Source organism: Oryzisolibacter propanilivorax (assembly GCF_900103645.1).
Classification (GTDB): Bacteria; Pseudomonadota; Gammaproteobacteria; order Burkholderiales; family Burkholderiaceae_C; genus Melaminivora; species Melaminivora propanilivorax.
The window spans coordinates 1-13,837 of the sequence record NZ_FNHP01000008.1; the positions used below are offsets into that span (position 1 = coordinate 1).

The window sequence follows — 13,837 nt, forward strand, 5'->3', positions numbered from 1 at the left end:
GAGAGATTGCCTTCCAGCCACTGGCGCGCATCGACCGCAAGGGCTACCGCACCTGGGCGGCCGAATGGATCGAAGGCCGCCTGCTGCACGAAGGCGTGGCGGTTGGCCCCGAAGAGAAGGCGGCCATCTGGTCGGCACTGGGGAGCCTGGCCGGTGCGCCGGTGGAGCAGCGCACGATGACGGGGCTTTCCGTGCTGCTGCAGTCGAACACGCTGCGCCAGGCGCTGTCGCCCTATGTGCTGGGCGGTGCGCACGGCAAGCTGCTGGATGCGGATTCGGATCGCCTGGGTTCCGGTGCGGTGCAGTGCTTCGAGATGGAGGAACTGATGCACAGCAAGGCCGCCGTCATGGCCGTGCTGCAGTACCTCTTCGCGTGCTTCGATGAACGCTTCGACGGTGCGCCCACGCTGCTGATCCTGGATGAAGCCTGGCTGTTTCTCGATGACCCGGTGTTCGCCGCGCGCATCCGCCAGTGGCTCAAGACGCTGCGCAAGAAGAACGTGTCGGTGATCTTCGCCACGCAGTCGCTCGCGGACATCAAGGATTCGAGCATTGCGCCCGCGATCGTCGAAAGCTGCGCCAGCCGCATCTTCCTGCCGAACCCGCAGGCGACCGAGCCGCAGGTTCGAGCCATCTACGAGGGCTTCGGGCTCAACAGCCGACAGATCGAGATCGCGGCCACGGCCGTTCCGAAGCGCGACTACTACTACCAGTCGCGCCTGGGCAACCGCCTGTTCGATCTCGACCTGGGGCCAGCCGCGCTGGCCTTCGTGGGCGCCTCCACGCCGCAGGACCAGCGCGACATGGATCGCGTGCTGCTGGACGCCGGCGTGCCCGGCTTCGCAGGCGCCTGGTTGCGCCATCGCGGCCTCGATTGGGCGGCCGATCTGCTGGCGTCGTTTCCTGGCCTCGCGCCATCCCCTGCGTCCCGTCCATCCCATCCATCCCATCCACAGGAGAACCAACCATGAAGAAGCGTCTCGTTGCCGCCGCCGTCGCGGCCCTGCTGTGCACCGTGCCCACCGCCCATGCCCAATGGGTGGTGGTCGATCCCACGAACCTCGTGCAGAACGCGCTGACCGCGATCCGCACACTGGAGCAGATCAACAACCAGATCCGCCAGCTCCAGAACGAAGCCCAGATGCTGGTGAACCAGGCGCGCAACCTGGCCAGCCTGCCGTTCAGCGTGGTGAACCGGCTGCGCAACAACCTGGCGACCACGCAGCGGCTGATCGCCCAGGCCAGGGGGCTGGCCTACGAGGTGGCGAACCTGGATCGGGAGTTCCTGCGCCTGTACCCCGAGCAGTACGCTGCCTCCGTCAGCGGCGCCCAGATGGTGCGCGACGCGCAGGAGCGCTGGCGCAACACCTTGAACAGCCTGCAGACCACCATGCAGATGCAGGCCCAGGTCTCGCAGAACCTGGGCGAGGACGAAGGCGTGCTGGCCGACCTGGTGGGCCAGAGCCAGTCGGCGCAAGGCGCGCTGCAGGCCATGCAGGCGACGAACCAGTTGCTGGCCCTGCAGGCCAAGCAGTCCATCCAGACGCAGCGGCTGCAGATCACGCAGGACCGGGCCGCTTCGCTGGAGCTGGCGCGCCAGGCGGCGGCCACGGAACGCGGGCGCGAGGTGCGGCGGCGCTTCGTGGGCGAAGGCACGCCCTACACACCGCATGCCGTCGACTTCTACGGCAACTGACGGGGCCGGGCCATGGACGACGTGACGGTCATCGACCGCTTCCTGAACACCTTCTCGCGCTACATCGATTCGGGCTTCGGGCTGCTGCAGGGCGAGGTGGCGTTTCTCACGGCCACGCTGATCGTCATCGACATGACGCTGGCCGGCCTGTTCTGGGCCATGGGCCACGCCAGCGGCCAGGGCGAGGACGTGATCGCCAAGCTGCTGCGCAAGGTGCTCTACGTGGGGGCCTTCGCCTACATCATCGGCAACTTCAACACGCTGGCGGGGATCGTGTTCCGCTCCTTCGCCGGCCTGGGCCTGACGGCCAGCGGCTCGTCCCTGAGCATGGGCACCTTCCTGCAGCCGGGGCATCTCGCCAAGGTGGGCGTGGACGCGGCAGCACCGATCTTCGACCAGATCGGCGACTTGGCGGGGTTCCCCGAGGTGTTCGTGCACGTCGACCTGATCGTGGTGCTGTTCTTCGCCTGGCTGGTGGTGATCCTCAGCTTCTTCGTGCTGGCGGTGCAGCTCTTCGTGACGCTGATCGAGTTCAAGCTGACCACGCTCGCGGGCTTCGTGCTGGTGCCGTTCGCGCTGTGGAACAAGACCGCGTTCCTGGCCGAGAAGGTGCTGGGCAACGTGGTGTCCTCGGGCATCAAGGTGCTGGTGCTGGCCGTGATCGTGGGCATCGGCTCGGGCCTGTTCTCCGAGTTCACGATTCCGCCGGGCGCCGAGCCTTCCATCGACCAGGCGCTGGTGATCATGCTGGCGTCGCTCTCGCTGCTGGCCCTGGGCATCTTCGGCCCAGGCATCGCGACGGGGCTGGTGTCCGGCGCCCCGCAATTGGGCGCGGGTGCGATGGCCGGGGCGGCGGTGGGTGCGGCGGGCGCTGCGGTGGCCGTGGGCGCCGCAGCCTCCGGCGTGGGCAGCGCCGTGGCGGCCGGGGCACGCATGGCGCCCGGCGCCGCACGCATGGCCGCCAGCGGCGCGCGCACGGCGGCTTCCACGGCCGGCAGTGCGGCGAGCGGTGCGCGGTCGGCCTACCAGGCCGGCTCTGCTGCTGCCGGTGGTGGCGCCAGGGGCGCGATGGCGGGTGTGGGCAACGTCGCCCGGACGGGCGCGCAGGCCGCTGGACAGAAGGTGGCGGAGGGTGCGCGCTCCATGAAGGAGCGCGTGGCTGCTGCGTTCCGCCCGGAGTCTTCCCCGTCCAGTGCCGCATCGAGTGGCCCGCAGGGCAGCGCCGATGCCGGTGGCTCACCGCCACCCGCCGAACAGCCCGCCTGGGCCAAGCGCCTGCATCGCCGCCAGCAGCTTACCCATGCCGCGACGACCGCCGCCCACACGCTGCGCGGGGGCGATGGTGGTGGCTCGGGCCAAGGCCCGAGCCTGCGCGAGGACTGATCTTTTGCTGATCCCTTTCGATTTCTTTGTTCCAGGAGAACGCCCATGCGATTCAAACGCGCGCAGGTGCGCTATGCGGATACGCCGCAGCCTGCCACCCCGTATCAATCCGCTGCCCAGGTCTGGGACGAGCGCATCGGCTCGGCCCGCGTGCAGGCGAAGAACTGGCGCTTCATGGCCTTTGGTTGCCTGACGCTGGCCGTGCTGATGGCCGGTGGCCTGGTCTGGCGCTCGGCGCAATCCATCGTGACGCCCTACGTCATCGAGGTGGACCACGCGGGCCAGGTGCGCGCCGTGGGTGAGGCCGCCACGCCGTACCGGCCCAGCGATGCGCAGACCGCTTACCACCTGGGCCGCTTCATCGGCCTGGTGCGCTCGCTTTCCATCGACCCCATCGTGGTGCGGCAGAACTGGCTCGATGCCTACGACTACACCACCGACAAGGGCGCGGTGGTGCTCAACGAGTTCGCCCGCACCCACGACCCGTTCGCGCGCATCGGCAGGGAGTCGGTGACGGTGCAGATCAGCAGCGTGACCCGCGCCAGCGACACGTCGTTCAACGTGCGCTGGACGGAGCAGCGCTTCGTCACCGGCGCGCTGGACCGCACCGAGCGCTGGAACGCGGTGGTGTCCATCGTGCAGCAGACGCCGCGCACCGAACAGCGCCTGCGCAAGAACCCACTGGGCATCTACGTCAACGGCCTGTCGTGGAGCCGCGAACTCGATTCTTCCGAAGGAACAAAACCATGAATGCCATGAATGCGCTTTTGTGCAAATCCGCCTTGCCGGTGATCCTGCTGGCATCGACCCTGCTGCTCGCGGGCTGTGCCACGCAGGGCACGCCGCCGCCGGTGATTTCGCTCGACGAGCCGGTGCAGGCCCAGCCGCTGCCGGAGCCGCCCAAGCCGGTGGAGGTGGTGGCCGTGCCCGAGGTGTTGCCGATGCCGGCGCAGTTGAAGCCCTTGCCGGAGGTCGCTGCAGCCCCGGCGGCACCGGAGCCGGCCGACGAGAAGGTGCGTGTGTCGCGCGCCAATGCCGAGGCACGCATGGCGCCCACCCGCGAGGGCTACATCAATGCCATCCAGGTCTGGCCTTTCACCGACGGTGCGCTGTACCAGGTCTATGCGGCCGTGGGCCGCGTGACGGTGGTGGCGCTGCAGCCCGGCGAGGAACTTGTGACGGTGGCCGCTGGCGACACCGTGCGCTGGATCGTGGGCGACACGTCCAGCGGCAGCGGCGCCGATCTGCGCGTGAACGTGATGGTCAAGCCGATCCGCTCTGGGTTGAAGACGAACCTGGTCATCACCACCAGCCGCAGGGCGTACCTGCTGGAGCTGACCTCGACCGAGAAGGCATGGATGGCTTCGGTGTCCTGGGACTACCCGAAGGACCGGATGCTGGCCTTGCAGCGTCAGGCGCAGGCGGCCAGCGCGGCCGCGCCGGTGGACGCTGGACTGTCGCTGGAGAAGATCCGTTTCCGGTATGCGGTCAGCGGCAGCAATCCGCCGTGGAAGCCGCTGCGGGCTTTCGATGACGGGGAGAAGGTCTACATCCAGTTCCCGGCGGGCATTGCGCAGGGCGAGCTGCCGCCGCTGTTCGTGATCGGCGCGCAGGGCGATGGGCAACTGGTGAACTACCGTTTCCGCTCGCCGTACTACATCGTGGACCGGCTGTTCGGCGCGGCAGAACTGCGCCTGGGAGCCGACAAGGGCGACGTGGTGCGCATCGAGCGCACGGACGGTGTGGCAGGCGCAGCGCGGGGGAACTGAGCATGAGCCAAGACGAGACTCCCGACCTGGCCGCGCCGCAGGCGGCCAAGGTGACACCCGAAGCGGTGGCGCTGCGCGCGCAGCCGCGCCCGGTCACGCGATTGAACCGGCGCACGCTGGCCATGCTCGTTGGCGGCCTGTCGGTCGCCGTGCTTGGCGCCACGATCTGGTCTCTGCAACCGCAACGGCGCGGCACCCAGGAGCCAACCGAGTTGTACAACGTGGATCGCGTGTCGAAGTCGGAAGGGCTGGGTAACTTGCCGGCCGACTACTCGAAGCTGCCGGCCGCAGTGCCGGAGCTCGGGCCGCCGTTGCCGGGCGACCTCGGCCCGGCCATCGTGAAGTCGCAGCAGCCGGTGACGGTGGCCTATGCGGCGCCGGGCCACGACCCTGAGGATGCCTTGCGCAAGGAAGCCGATGCGGCGATGGCCTCGTCGGTGTTCTTCCGCTCGGGCAGCTCGGGCAAGTCCGCTGCGCCGGCCACCGCGACGCAAGCCTCGGCTTCGCTTGGTCATCCATTGGCGGGCTTTGATCCACTCGCCGCCGGGCCGGCATCGACGGCCGCACAAGCACCACAAGCACCACAAGCGGCAACCGATCCGACCGTTGCGCAGAACCGGCAAGACCAGAAAGAGGCGTTCCTCAAAGGCGGTTCTGCGGAAACCCGCAATTCCGGCCACCTGACCCTGCCGGCTTCGCCGTACCAGGTGATGGCTGGAACGGTGATCGCAGGGGCACTGGTCACCGGCATCAAGTCGGACTTGCCGGGCGACGTGATCGCCACGGTGACGGAGCCGGTCTACGACACGGCCACCGGCAAGTTCCTGCTGATCCCGCAGGGCTCGCGCATCCTGGGCCGCTACAACAGCCAGGTGAGCTATGGGCAAAGCCGTGTGCAAGTGGTGTGGAACCGCGTCATCCTGCCCGACACGTCCTCGCTGACGCTCGACAAGCTCGTGGGCACCGATCCCGCCGGGTATGCCGGGCTGGAAGACGGCGTGGACTGGCACTGGGGCCGCATCTTCGCGGGCGCGGCGCTGACGACGCTGCTGGGCATCAGCGCCGAGCTGGCCGCGCCGGAGAACCGACAGGACGGCAACCGCATCGTGATCGCCGGCCGCGACAGCGCACAGGACAGCATCAATCAGGTGGGTCAGGAGATCACTCGGCGCAACATGAACATCCAGCCCACACTGACCAGCCGGCCGGGCCTGCCGGTGCGCATCATCGTCAACCGCGATCTGGTGCTGCGGCCGTACCAGCCGATGTTCTTCAATCGGAGAGCTGCGCAATGAGCACGACGAAGAAGCTGCGGCTGGGGCCGCTGCCCAAGACCGAGAGCGTCAAGCTGACCTTTGCGTGCCCGACCAGCTTGAAAGCCGACCTCGACCGCTACGCCGCGCTGCACGGCCAGACTTATGGCGAGGTGGTCGATGCGGCGACGCTGATCCCGCACATGCTCGGCGCGTTCATGATGCGAGACCGAGGGTTCAAGCAGCGTGCGGCGTCAGGGCGCTTGGACGCAGGCCGCTGAGTGCTTGTATCAGGTCTTGGATGGAGGGCTCAGATAGACAGATCAATGGAATCTCAAGAGCGCCCGCTACAGTTTCGGAATGTTCAGCTTCGGCTTTGGCGAACTCTTCAAGTTCCTGCGTGCTCCAAGAGGAGTCGCCTCTTTCAGTCAGGCGCTTTTTCACAACCTCCGTTGAGCAGGTCAGCAAAATGATCGCTTCACAACTCAGGTCGCGGAAAACCGCTTCTGGTAAACGTTCATGCTGGTTGATGGACTTTCTGAGAACCAGGTGACCGTCCAGCATGAGTGTGTTGCCGTTGTCATTGATTCTTTTGACCGCCCGGAGGAGGGCAGCCTGATTCTCGGCCACTTCGTCAACTTGCTTGTTTTTATCCCAGGTGATGCTTCCGCGTTCTTCACGGATCAGTTGGCTGGCAGTTGCATAGACAAGGGAAAGCCGTTCGGCTGCAGGCTTCGCCAAATAAGTCTTTCCGACACCGTGGATTCCGGCGATGAATATCGTCATATGGGCTCTTTGCTGGTGACCATTTTTCCTTGAATCTTTTTCAACTCAGCGGTAGAGAGATACCTGAAAGACTGAGGTGGGGCGAAGGCCTTAAAAAGCGACTTGGGATCGATAGGCGAGGCTAACGGCTGCACGCTACCCAGCAGAACAGCACACCCTTGTGGCTTGCCATCGAAGTAGTCAAAGAGCTCGCGGCGGGTAAGAGCCCCGCCGCGACTGTTGCAGTGGCTCCAGAGCATGGTTGAAGATCCACGCACGATGTCTTCTACCTCGACGAGAGCGACGATTCTCTGGACAGGCGAACTGGCATACACGGCGATCAGGCCAACATCTTCTGCCGCCCAGGTTCGCCGAAATTCGACACGCTTAATTCCGGACGAGATGAGGTCCGCATACTTGGGCTTGACCGATAGCAAAACAGCCCTACCTGCCGGCGGCAGCGAGCACTTTGGAAAAAGCGACATCTGAAACTTTGCGAATGGATTGGATCGGGCCAGTGACAATGCTCTCGAGCTTGAGCCGATCGTATGAAACGGGATGGGGCAGGTGCTCGACCAGCCGAAATAGGATGACCTTGGTCTTGCGCTTGGCCATTTCCTCGATTTGATCGAGCGCGTAGACGGTTCTGCGGCTGACCAGGCTGGCGATCTTGGCTGCATCGTCTAGTATTTCAAAACGATCCACCACACCGATGGAGGTGATGGATTTTTCATCTTCTGTTCGATAGAAGAGAACGACATCTCCGGGGTGGATCGCATTGGTTGGTGCATGGCACAGATAGGCGAGCTTGATCGCATTGCCGACATTGCCAGCCATGCCGAATAGCCGCTGCTGTTGCGGGCTGTAGTCGGGGAAGAGGGTTTCGTGGAAGGCGGGCTGGATGGGGATCAGAAATTTCTGAACTTGAGCGTCGCGACGAAAGTGCGGGAAAAACCTTCTGATGTAGTCAGAAGGTTCCGCCGTGCTGTCCGTGGGAGCAAGCCGGGGGTGAGGCTTCACCAAGACAAGGTCGTTGGCGTACGTGCCGCGTTCTTCGAAACCGAAGTCGTGGAGCAAGCTGATGAGGTAATCATGCTTGTCGGGGTCGGCATGGATGAACACGTGATCGCACGCGTTGTCCGTGGCATAGCGGAAGGCTGCTTTCAGAAAGAGTTCGCCGATTTTTCGGCCTCTGACGGTTTCGCCCACCTTGAAGGTGCAGAGCTTCAAAGCCCGCCCGGATAGGTGTTCGCCTGCATCGGTGATTTTCTGGTCGACTTGTGCAGCGTAGATGCATATAGCGGCCAGGGTGTCGTTCTCGTCCCGGTATACCCAGGCCATGCGGTTTTCCCGCGCTTTGCTGCGGAACCACTCGTCGAAAGCCCCCGGATACCCCTCACGCAGGCTGTCGAAGAATTCAGATGGAAGCAGGGGGGTCAGTTTGTGGAGCGGAACATCTTCGATGTTCGGCAAGAAGACCTGGCGCGGCTCGTGCAGACGTCGAAGCCAATCTTCCGCCGTTTGAATGGTGTAGACCCGATCACCCAATCCATGCGTGCGGGCCTTGGCGTGCAGCCGTCGATCCTCGGTGATCAGCGCATGCACTGCATCGCATGCAAGGGCGTAGAGGATCTCGTTGTCGCAGGCGTCGTTGGCGCTGGTCGCCGCTGTATTCCAGGGGCAGGGCGCTACGTCTTGCAGTGCAGGGTACTGCCTGATGCGCTGCAGGCTGCGTTCACGACGTTGCACATCCGCATCGCGCTCGAAATCTGTGATGGTCGCCGGGTGATACAGCAGCGAGTGGCCGCCGATGTTTGCCAGCCTGACGAAGTTGGCGAGATTCTTCTCCAGGATCTGGAAAGAATCCTGAAGAGGGATCAACACATTCGTGTCGAGCAGGAAGCGCAGTCGCTGCGTCAAGACGGAGCCTTCTCGGGCGACGGCCAGTTATGGCTGGCTGCCGAGAAAAGTCAGCGCATGGCCTCGCAATGCAGCCGTGAACCGCGCAAATGTCAGGTCCTCTGCCGGTTGCGAGATGACTGTATTCCTCGAGTTGGTGGCCAACATGAAGCAAGCGGAACTGTAGATTCGCTCGAGCACAAGCCGCCGGCACAACAGTTCGTACCGTTGTGCGTAAGTGACACCCCTGTAGCCGGTTTCCCCCTTCTTCGTCGTGAACGGTTCGCCTCGGAACACGGGGTCGACCTTGAAGTAGGGCTCCTTGTTGGCGACGGGCACCTTGACGCTGTCTCTGTCCTCCAGCAAGAACAGGTAGCCGAGAAACGGTGGTGGAGCCTTTGTCCCAAACCGGCCTTCGCGGTACGCAGTCCAGATGTCCTTGGCGCTGCCCACAGCTTCTTCCGAACGATTGTTCACGTTGTTGCCGATCGAGGCGCCGGCCTGGGACTTGAACTCCATGGCCAGGACCAGTTGGCCTTCCGAGATGACGATGAGGTCCCACTTCTTCGTCGCGCGGAAGTACCCAGGAAGTTCCAGGGCGGTTCGGGTGCGAACGTCCAGCCGTTTCAGGCCTGCTTCGCAGAGGATGTCGGCGACCAGAATTTCCAATGCGCCCATTTGGGTGCCGCCAGTTACCTCTCCACGATTCCCGGCGTCGATCCGGCCGGATTCGACCTGCTTTTCCTTGTTCTTGGCGCGGGCGTCCCAGTAGCTCTGTACGGCTTCTTGCAAGCGGGTGTCGATGTTGATTTTTGTGGTCATGCGGCGCCTCCCAGTGCAGCCTGTTCTTGTTCGGTCAGTCCATACAGTTCAAATGCATGTGCGTTGCAGGCTCCGAGGTCGCGGGCCATGGCGGCGTCGACTAGCTTGCCGCGCAGTTCCGCGGGGACATCCGACCAACGGGGAACGCGAATCCGCCGCAGGTACTGCGCCTGGAACCGCAGGAAACCTCCTCGCATGCGTGTCGAATAGGTCGCGACGAACAAGCGGGCAATGCGCGACAGCAGCACCGCCTGCAGGGCTCGGAGGTCCCATTGCTCCGCAGTGATGAAGTACAGGTTGTGATGCGGGTAGAGGCGACCTTCTTCGTAGACGACGTGCGCCTCTCCCTTGATGTCCGGTATTAAGAGCTTGGGCTTGCGTGTCAGCGACGGCGTTATGCGATCAATGGTCTTGTACCAGTGGCCTGGTGTCTTCTGCGCGCAATGGCGCTGGCTGAGAATTGCCTTGCGGGTATCGAGATAGCGTTTCAGGCGTGGGTAGCGTTCCAGATCGACCAGGCCACCGTCATCCGCGGCCGGATTGATGACGCCGAGTCCCCGCCACTCCACGGTGCCGTTCAGGATGTCTCGGGTCATGACCAGCGGCTGTTTTCGATCGTCCTCCACATCGAGTTCCTCGTAGGGACCGATGAATACTTGATCCGAACCCGTGGCGACACCGATGCCGATCTTGCAGCCGGTCTCCTCGATTGCGGGGAAATCCTGTTCCAGCCGGCGCACCAGAGATAGTTGGTCTGCCGCTTCCAGCAGCCAGGGGTTGTCGCCGATGGCGACACCACGAAGCTCGCGCACCTCACCGCTGTCTTGTGAGCCTTCTGCTGCCGTCAATTGCCGAGCCAGGCGGTTCAGGACGGGAGCGTCGATCCTTGGCCGACGTGCCAGGCGCGTGATACCGGGCTTTTCCCTCGTGATGACCGTGATGGCCGGATAGGCGATCACATCGGAATGGAAGGCTGGCGTGTCGGTCATATCGACATGCACCTTCAGGTGGAAATCTTTCGCGATCAATGCGCGAAGCGGTCCGCCGTAGCGGTTCTTCATCCAGCGGTCTGCGCAGATGAAACCGAGCGCGCCTACTCGCGAGAGCAGGCGCAGGGAGCGTTCGATGAACGGGACGTACAAGTCGGCTCGGTCGTAGATCGTGGCATATCGGCTGCGATATTCCGCCAATAGAACAGCAGGAATCATTTCCTGCCGTACGTAAGGCGGGTTGCCGACCACGACATCGAAAGAACTTGGCAAGTCGGCCAGCAGGAAATCCCCATGCACCATCCAGCGGTTCGCGATGGCTTCGGCGGACCTGGCCGCGATGCCATGGCCGGTGAGGCGCGCGATCACCGCCGCATGCGTGCGTGCGAAAGTATCGCGATGGAGCTCGACGGCACGGATGCATTCGCCAAGCGCTTCCTGTGGGGGAGGCATCGCCGCTGCCTTCCATGCCGCCAGCAGGCGGTCTATGGCCGGCAGCAGAAAGTCGCCATCCCCAAACGATGGCTCCAGAAGCCGAAATTCGTGCAAGGGGCGATCGGCACGGTATCCGACCAAGTCCAAGATGAAATCCACGACCTCACGCCGAGTGAAGATGGCCCCTCTCTCTTCGACGCCGCCAGCGTTGGACAACGCCTCGACAGCCGCTGTGACGGGACAGAGGTCGGGGAACGCACGTTGGCGTACGGCTATTTGGGGCGGCATGCAAAAAATCCGATCTGCTGATGAGGCTCAGTGCTTCTTGTCTTTGGGTGGGTGCGGGTCGTTGCCATAGCTGTCGCTGTCGCGGATCGTTCCATCTCGCTTGTGGATCACGACTTCCACGCGCTCTCGAATCGCTTGCTGGCGGGCGCGACCGATGGCTTCCTTCTGTGTGTCGACGACGACACCTGCGCGTCCAGCACCTTCTTTCTTGGTGGCCCAGCCGCTTTCATGTGGCACCACGTGAATGTCCTTCTTGGTCATTTGTGTATTCCCTTCGAATTGCCCACGACATGAAGTTGAGGCGGCGTTCCAACTCGTCCTTCGCTACTGCTTCTGCCTCCATTGAGCCGCGTGAGCGCGAGCCCAAACACCAATTGATCCAGTTCTTCCGCCGCTACGTGCAGCTCGCTGGCAATGTCACTCCGAGAGATGCTCTCATCGCGCAATGCTGCGAAGACTTTCTGAAGCACCTGGGAGGTTTCCCGTGTCCCCTCTTCAGGCTCCTTCTTTCGATAGCCTCTGGAGGAAAGCTCGATGTACAGAGACTGGTAGTGCCAATCGCTCAGGGCGCCAACCGCATGGAGCCTGTATGTCAGGGCGGCGACGGAAACCCCCCAAAGCTTCTTGAGTTGAATCAGATGCTCGAGAGTGGCCATGCGGGGGGCATAGGCCAATACGCTGGCTCTGGGCATCAAGAAGGCAGAGGCAAAGGTGTTCGCTTCACGCTCGGCTTCTCTGCCTTGCGGTGAGCCATGGCGATGCAATACCAGGTGTCCCAGCTCGTGCGCCGCATCGAAGCGGCTGTGTTCGGCAGACTTCTTTGTGTTCAGGAACACGAAGGGCGTGCTTTGCCGCCACATCGAAAAGGCGTCGACTTCGGCGGCGTCCACCGAAAGTGAAAAAACTCTGACCCCTTTTGCCTCCAGCAGGTGGATCATGTTTTTCACGGGCAATTCGCCCAAAGCCCATTGCTGACGAAGCGCAAGCGCGGCCGCTTCGGGGCTGCCTTCGCGACTCAGGTCTGGAAGGTCAGAGGAGGGGAGCTCAAAGCGCGCTTCGATCCAGGCGTTGAGCATCAACGCAATCGCCCCGGATCCCAGGGCCGTATCGCGCTGGCCGGCTGTCATCTTTGACAACGCCCGAAAGCTGGCGATGTCGGGCGTGGGCTCATCCAGGTCGTCGCCGAAGAAGAACGACTCGGGAAAGCCGAGCGCGAACGACAGCTTCGCCAGGCGCTCGTTGTCCGGGCCGAATTCTCCCTTTTCATAGGCGGACACCGAGCGCGGCTCCACTCCCACCGAGGCAGCCAGCTTGGTCATCGTCAATCCGCGCCGCTTGCGCGCGAGGGTCAGCCTGGAAGGATTGAAATGGCGGTGTGCACTCATGCGCGACGCTTGACGTCGACGGAGATGTCGGGCAACGGCTGAGGCGGCGTGATGTCGATGACCTCGGGGTCTGTCGGAATGGCCTTCAAGATGATCCGTTTACGCCACCCATCGACGCGCCCGTCCGTTCCCATTGACGTAGGCAAGGAGAGTTCGCAGCGGACCTCGTCACGAGCGCGATGGACAAGGAGAATCCAAGTCATTCGCTTCTCGTCGGAGACTCCGTCGTCGGCCGCCGCCGGTGCCGCGTCAAAGACGTAGGGAAGCTCCAGCTGCAGCTGGTTGGAGTTCACTGCGTCAGCAGTGCTGGGACCCTTCGATGATTTTGTCGTGGGGCTGCAGTCAACACGGCCTGTGGCATCGTCACCAGTCGCCACAGCGATGGCCACAGTGCCACTCGAATTGACGACCAGCGAGTAGTTGTTCTCGTCGCAACGCGACCAAGCGGGCAACAGATACTCCCGCAGACCACGAACCATGGCGGCCCAGGCACTGAATCCAGGGTAGAGCGGGGGATCGTTCGGCGTGCAGGAAGAGAAGGCGACGTATCCGCGGCGTACGATCTCGATGAGCCGATCTTCTTCGAGGCCCAACTGCGCCAAGCGATCTTCAATGGTGCCTTCTTCTACGTATATCTGTGTCATGGTCAGCTTTCTGCCTCGCAGGGTGGGAACTTCCGGTTTTTATACCTTAAACAAGGTGGAAAAACAAGAAGTTTGGATGACCTGCCCCTAGCGAAATTGTTTACGCGACGAGAGGGCGCCTTTGCCGTTATTGCGTATGCGTCATCTTGACGTCGGAGATGCCACAGTTCAGGCCAGCGCCGACTCGGCGCCAGCGCGCATCTACGGCTGCTGTTGGCCCAGCTCGGCGGGCTCTTTCCGGCTATCCTTGAGCTTGATTGATGATGGTGTCGAAAACGTCGTCGCCCCGCAAATCGCTCCATCTCCCGCGCCAGCAAAAGATCTGCGTTTTTGACGGTAAAAGCGACGGTAGAGACCCATGTCGATCACAGCCAAGTCCTTTAACCACGCGGGTTTGGGTGGCCTGTTGATGATGGAGTGGGCCCGGAGGGCTACAGAGTAGCAGGGCGAGCTTTGTCGTGGTTTAGCTAAGCAATCGAGTTCGCTCGCGTATAGGCCCAACTGCTGTT

15 protein-coding genes are annotated in these 13,837 nt (G+C 63.1%); 7 read left to right on the forward strand and 8 right to left on the reverse strand.

Going from position 1 to position 13,837, the window contains the following annotated elements; genetic code table 11:
• The 7 genes from BLQ61_RS12900 to BLQ61_RS12930 all read left to right on the forward strand — a co-directional run.
• A partial coding sequence (locus tag BLQ61_RS12900; protein WP_139182750.1) for a helicase HerA-like domain-containing protein occupies positions 1-971 on the forward strand: 971 nt, incomplete at its 5' end.
• Complete coding sequence (gene trbJ, locus BLQ61_RS12905; RefSeq protein ID WP_091571004.1) at positions 968-1,696, forward strand: P-type conjugative transfer protein TrbJ; 729 nt, start codon at positions 968-970, stop codon at positions 1,694-1,696. The genes BLQ61_RS12900 and trbJ, both read left to right, overlap by 4 nt.
• A gap of 12 nt (positions 1,697-1,708) precedes the next feature.
• On the forward strand, positions 1,709-3,079 hold the full coding sequence (gene trbL / locus BLQ61_RS12910; protein ID WP_091571007.1) for a P-type conjugative transfer protein TrbL: 1,371 nt from the start codon (positions 1,709-1,711) through the stop codon (positions 3,077-3,079).
• 45 nt (positions 3,080-3,124) lie between these two features.
• On the forward strand, positions 3,125-3,829 hold the full coding sequence (gene trbF / locus BLQ61_RS12915; RefSeq protein WP_091571010.1) for a conjugal transfer protein TrbF: 705 nt from the start codon (positions 3,125-3,127) through the stop codon (positions 3,827-3,829).
• A gap of 5 nt (positions 3,830-3,834) precedes the next feature.
• Complete coding sequence (trbG, locus tag BLQ61_RS12920; RefSeq protein WP_091571333.1) at positions 3,835-4,848, forward strand: P-type conjugative transfer protein TrbG; 1,014 nt, start codon at positions 3,835-3,837, stop codon at positions 4,846-4,848.
• A 2-nt stretch (positions 4,849-4,850) separates the two neighbouring features.
• Complete coding sequence (locus BLQ61_RS12925; protein ID WP_091571013.1) at positions 4,851-6,143, forward strand: TraB/TrbI/VirB10 family type IV secretion system protein; 1,293 nt, start codon at positions 4,851-4,853, stop codon at positions 6,141-6,143.
• A complete protein-coding gene (locus BLQ61_RS12930) occupies positions 6,140-6,382 on the forward strand; it encodes a DUF2274 domain-containing protein (protein ID WP_091571015.1) in 243 nt (80 codons plus the stop codon). Before BLQ61_RS12925 ends, BLQ61_RS12930 begins: the two co-directional genes overlap by 4 nt.
• Here BLQ61_RS12930 and BLQ61_RS12935 read toward each other — a convergent pair.
• The 8 genes from BLQ61_RS12935 to BLQ61_RS12970 form a co-directional block, all read right to left on the reverse strand.
• On the reverse strand, positions 6,339-6,887 hold the full coding sequence (locus BLQ61_RS12935; RefSeq protein ID WP_091571020.1) for an ATP-binding protein: 549 nt from the start codon (positions 6,885-6,887) through the stop codon (positions 6,339-6,341). The genes BLQ61_RS12930 and BLQ61_RS12935 overlap by 44 nt on opposite strands.
• Positions 6,884-7,351 carry an ASCH domain-containing protein gene (locus tag BLQ61_RS12940; protein WP_091571023.1) on the reverse strand — a complete coding sequence of 156 codons (468 nt, stop codon included), beginning with the start codon at positions 7,349-7,351 and terminating at the stop codon, positions 6,884-6,886. The genes BLQ61_RS12935 and BLQ61_RS12940 overlap by 4 nt, the downstream gene beginning before the upstream one ends.
• Positions 7,311-8,786: a GNAT family N-acetyltransferase gene (locus tag BLQ61_RS12945; RefSeq protein WP_091571026.1), complete on the reverse strand. Its 1,476-nt coding sequence runs from the start codon at positions 8,784-8,786 to the stop codon at positions 7,311-7,313. The genes BLQ61_RS12940 and BLQ61_RS12945 overlap by 41 nt, the downstream gene beginning before the upstream one ends.
• Before the next feature lie 27 nt (positions 8,787-8,813).
• Positions 8,814-9,587: a PaeR7I family type II restriction endonuclease gene (locus tag BLQ61_RS12950; protein ID WP_217629404.1), complete on the reverse strand. Its 774-nt coding sequence runs from the start codon at positions 9,585-9,587 to the stop codon at positions 8,814-8,816.
• Positions 9,584-11,170: an Eco57I restriction-modification methylase domain-containing protein gene (locus BLQ61_RS12955; RefSeq protein ID WP_245704055.1), complete on the reverse strand. Its 1,587-nt coding sequence runs from the start codon at positions 11,168-11,170 to the stop codon at positions 9,584-9,586. Before BLQ61_RS12955 ends, BLQ61_RS12950 begins: the two co-directional genes overlap by 4 nt.
• 156 nt (positions 11,171-11,326) lie before the next feature.
• The gene (locus BLQ61_RS12960; protein WP_091571031.1) at positions 11,327-11,560 is read right to left on the reverse strand and encodes a DUF2188 domain-containing protein; all 234 of its coding nucleotides are present in this window, start codon (positions 11,558-11,560) and stop codon (positions 11,327-11,329) included.
• Complete coding sequence (locus tag BLQ61_RS12965) at positions 11,557-12,684, reverse strand: helix-turn-helix domain-containing protein (protein WP_091571033.1); 1,128 nt, start codon at positions 12,682-12,684, stop codon at positions 11,557-11,559. The genes BLQ61_RS12960 and BLQ61_RS12965 overlap by 4 nt, the downstream gene beginning before the upstream one ends.
• The gene (locus BLQ61_RS12970) at positions 12,681-13,328 is read right to left on the reverse strand and encodes a hypothetical protein (protein ID WP_091571036.1); all 648 of its coding nucleotides are present in this window, start codon (positions 13,326-13,328) and stop codon (positions 12,681-12,683) included. Before BLQ61_RS12970 ends, BLQ61_RS12965 begins: the two co-directional genes overlap by 4 nt.
• Positions 13,329-13,837: the final 509 nt, after the last annotated feature.

What these genes read in the sequence shown, in the direction of transcription:
- trbJ (WP_091571004.1), top strand. Translation starts at nt 968, where the DNA reads ATGAAGAAGCGTCTCGTTGCCGCCGCCGTCGCGGCCCTGCTGTGCACC.
- trbL (WP_091571007.1), top strand. Translation starts at nt 1,709, where the DNA reads ATGGACGACGTGACGGTCATCGACCGCTTCCTGAACACCTTCTCGCGC.
- trbF (WP_091571010.1), top strand. Translation starts at nt 3,125, where the DNA reads ATGCGATTCAAACGCGCGCAGGTGCGCTATGCGGATACGCCGCAGCCT.
- trbG (WP_091571333.1), top strand. Translation starts at nt 3,835, where the DNA reads ATGAATGCGCTTTTGTGCAAATCCGCCTTGCCGGTGATCCTGCTGGCA.
- BLQ61_RS12925 (WP_091571013.1), top strand. Translation starts at nt 4,851, where the DNA reads ATGAGCCAAGACGAGACTCCCGACCTGGCCGCGCCGCAGGCGGCCAAG.
- BLQ61_RS12930 (WP_091571015.1), top strand. Translation starts at nt 6,140, where the DNA reads ATGAGCACGACGAAGAAGCTGCGGCTGGGGCCGCTGCCCAAGACCGAG.
- BLQ61_RS12935 (WP_091571020.1), bottom strand. Translation starts at nt 6,887, where the DNA reads ATGACGATATTCATCGCCGGAATCCACGGTGTCGGAAAGACTTATTTG.
- BLQ61_RS12940 (WP_091571023.1), bottom strand. Translation starts at nt 7,351, where the DNA reads ATGTCGCTTTTTCCAAAGTGCTCGCTGCCGCCGGCAGGTAGGGCTGTT.
- BLQ61_RS12950 (WP_217629404.1), bottom strand. Translation starts at nt 9,587, where the DNA reads ATGACCACAAAAATCAACATCGACACCCGCTTGCAAGAAGCCGTACAG.
- BLQ61_RS12960 (WP_091571031.1), bottom strand. Translation starts at nt 11,560, where the DNA reads ATGACCAAGAAGGACATTCACGTGGTGCCACATGAAAGCGGCTGGGCC.
- BLQ61_RS12965 (WP_091571033.1), bottom strand. Translation starts at nt 12,684, where the DNA reads ATGAGTGCACACCGCCATTTCAATCCTTCCAGGCTGACCCTCGCGCGC.
- BLQ61_RS12970 (WP_091571036.1), bottom strand. Translation starts at nt 13,328, where the DNA reads ATGACACAGATATACGTAGAAGAAGGCACCATTGAAGATCGCTTGGCG.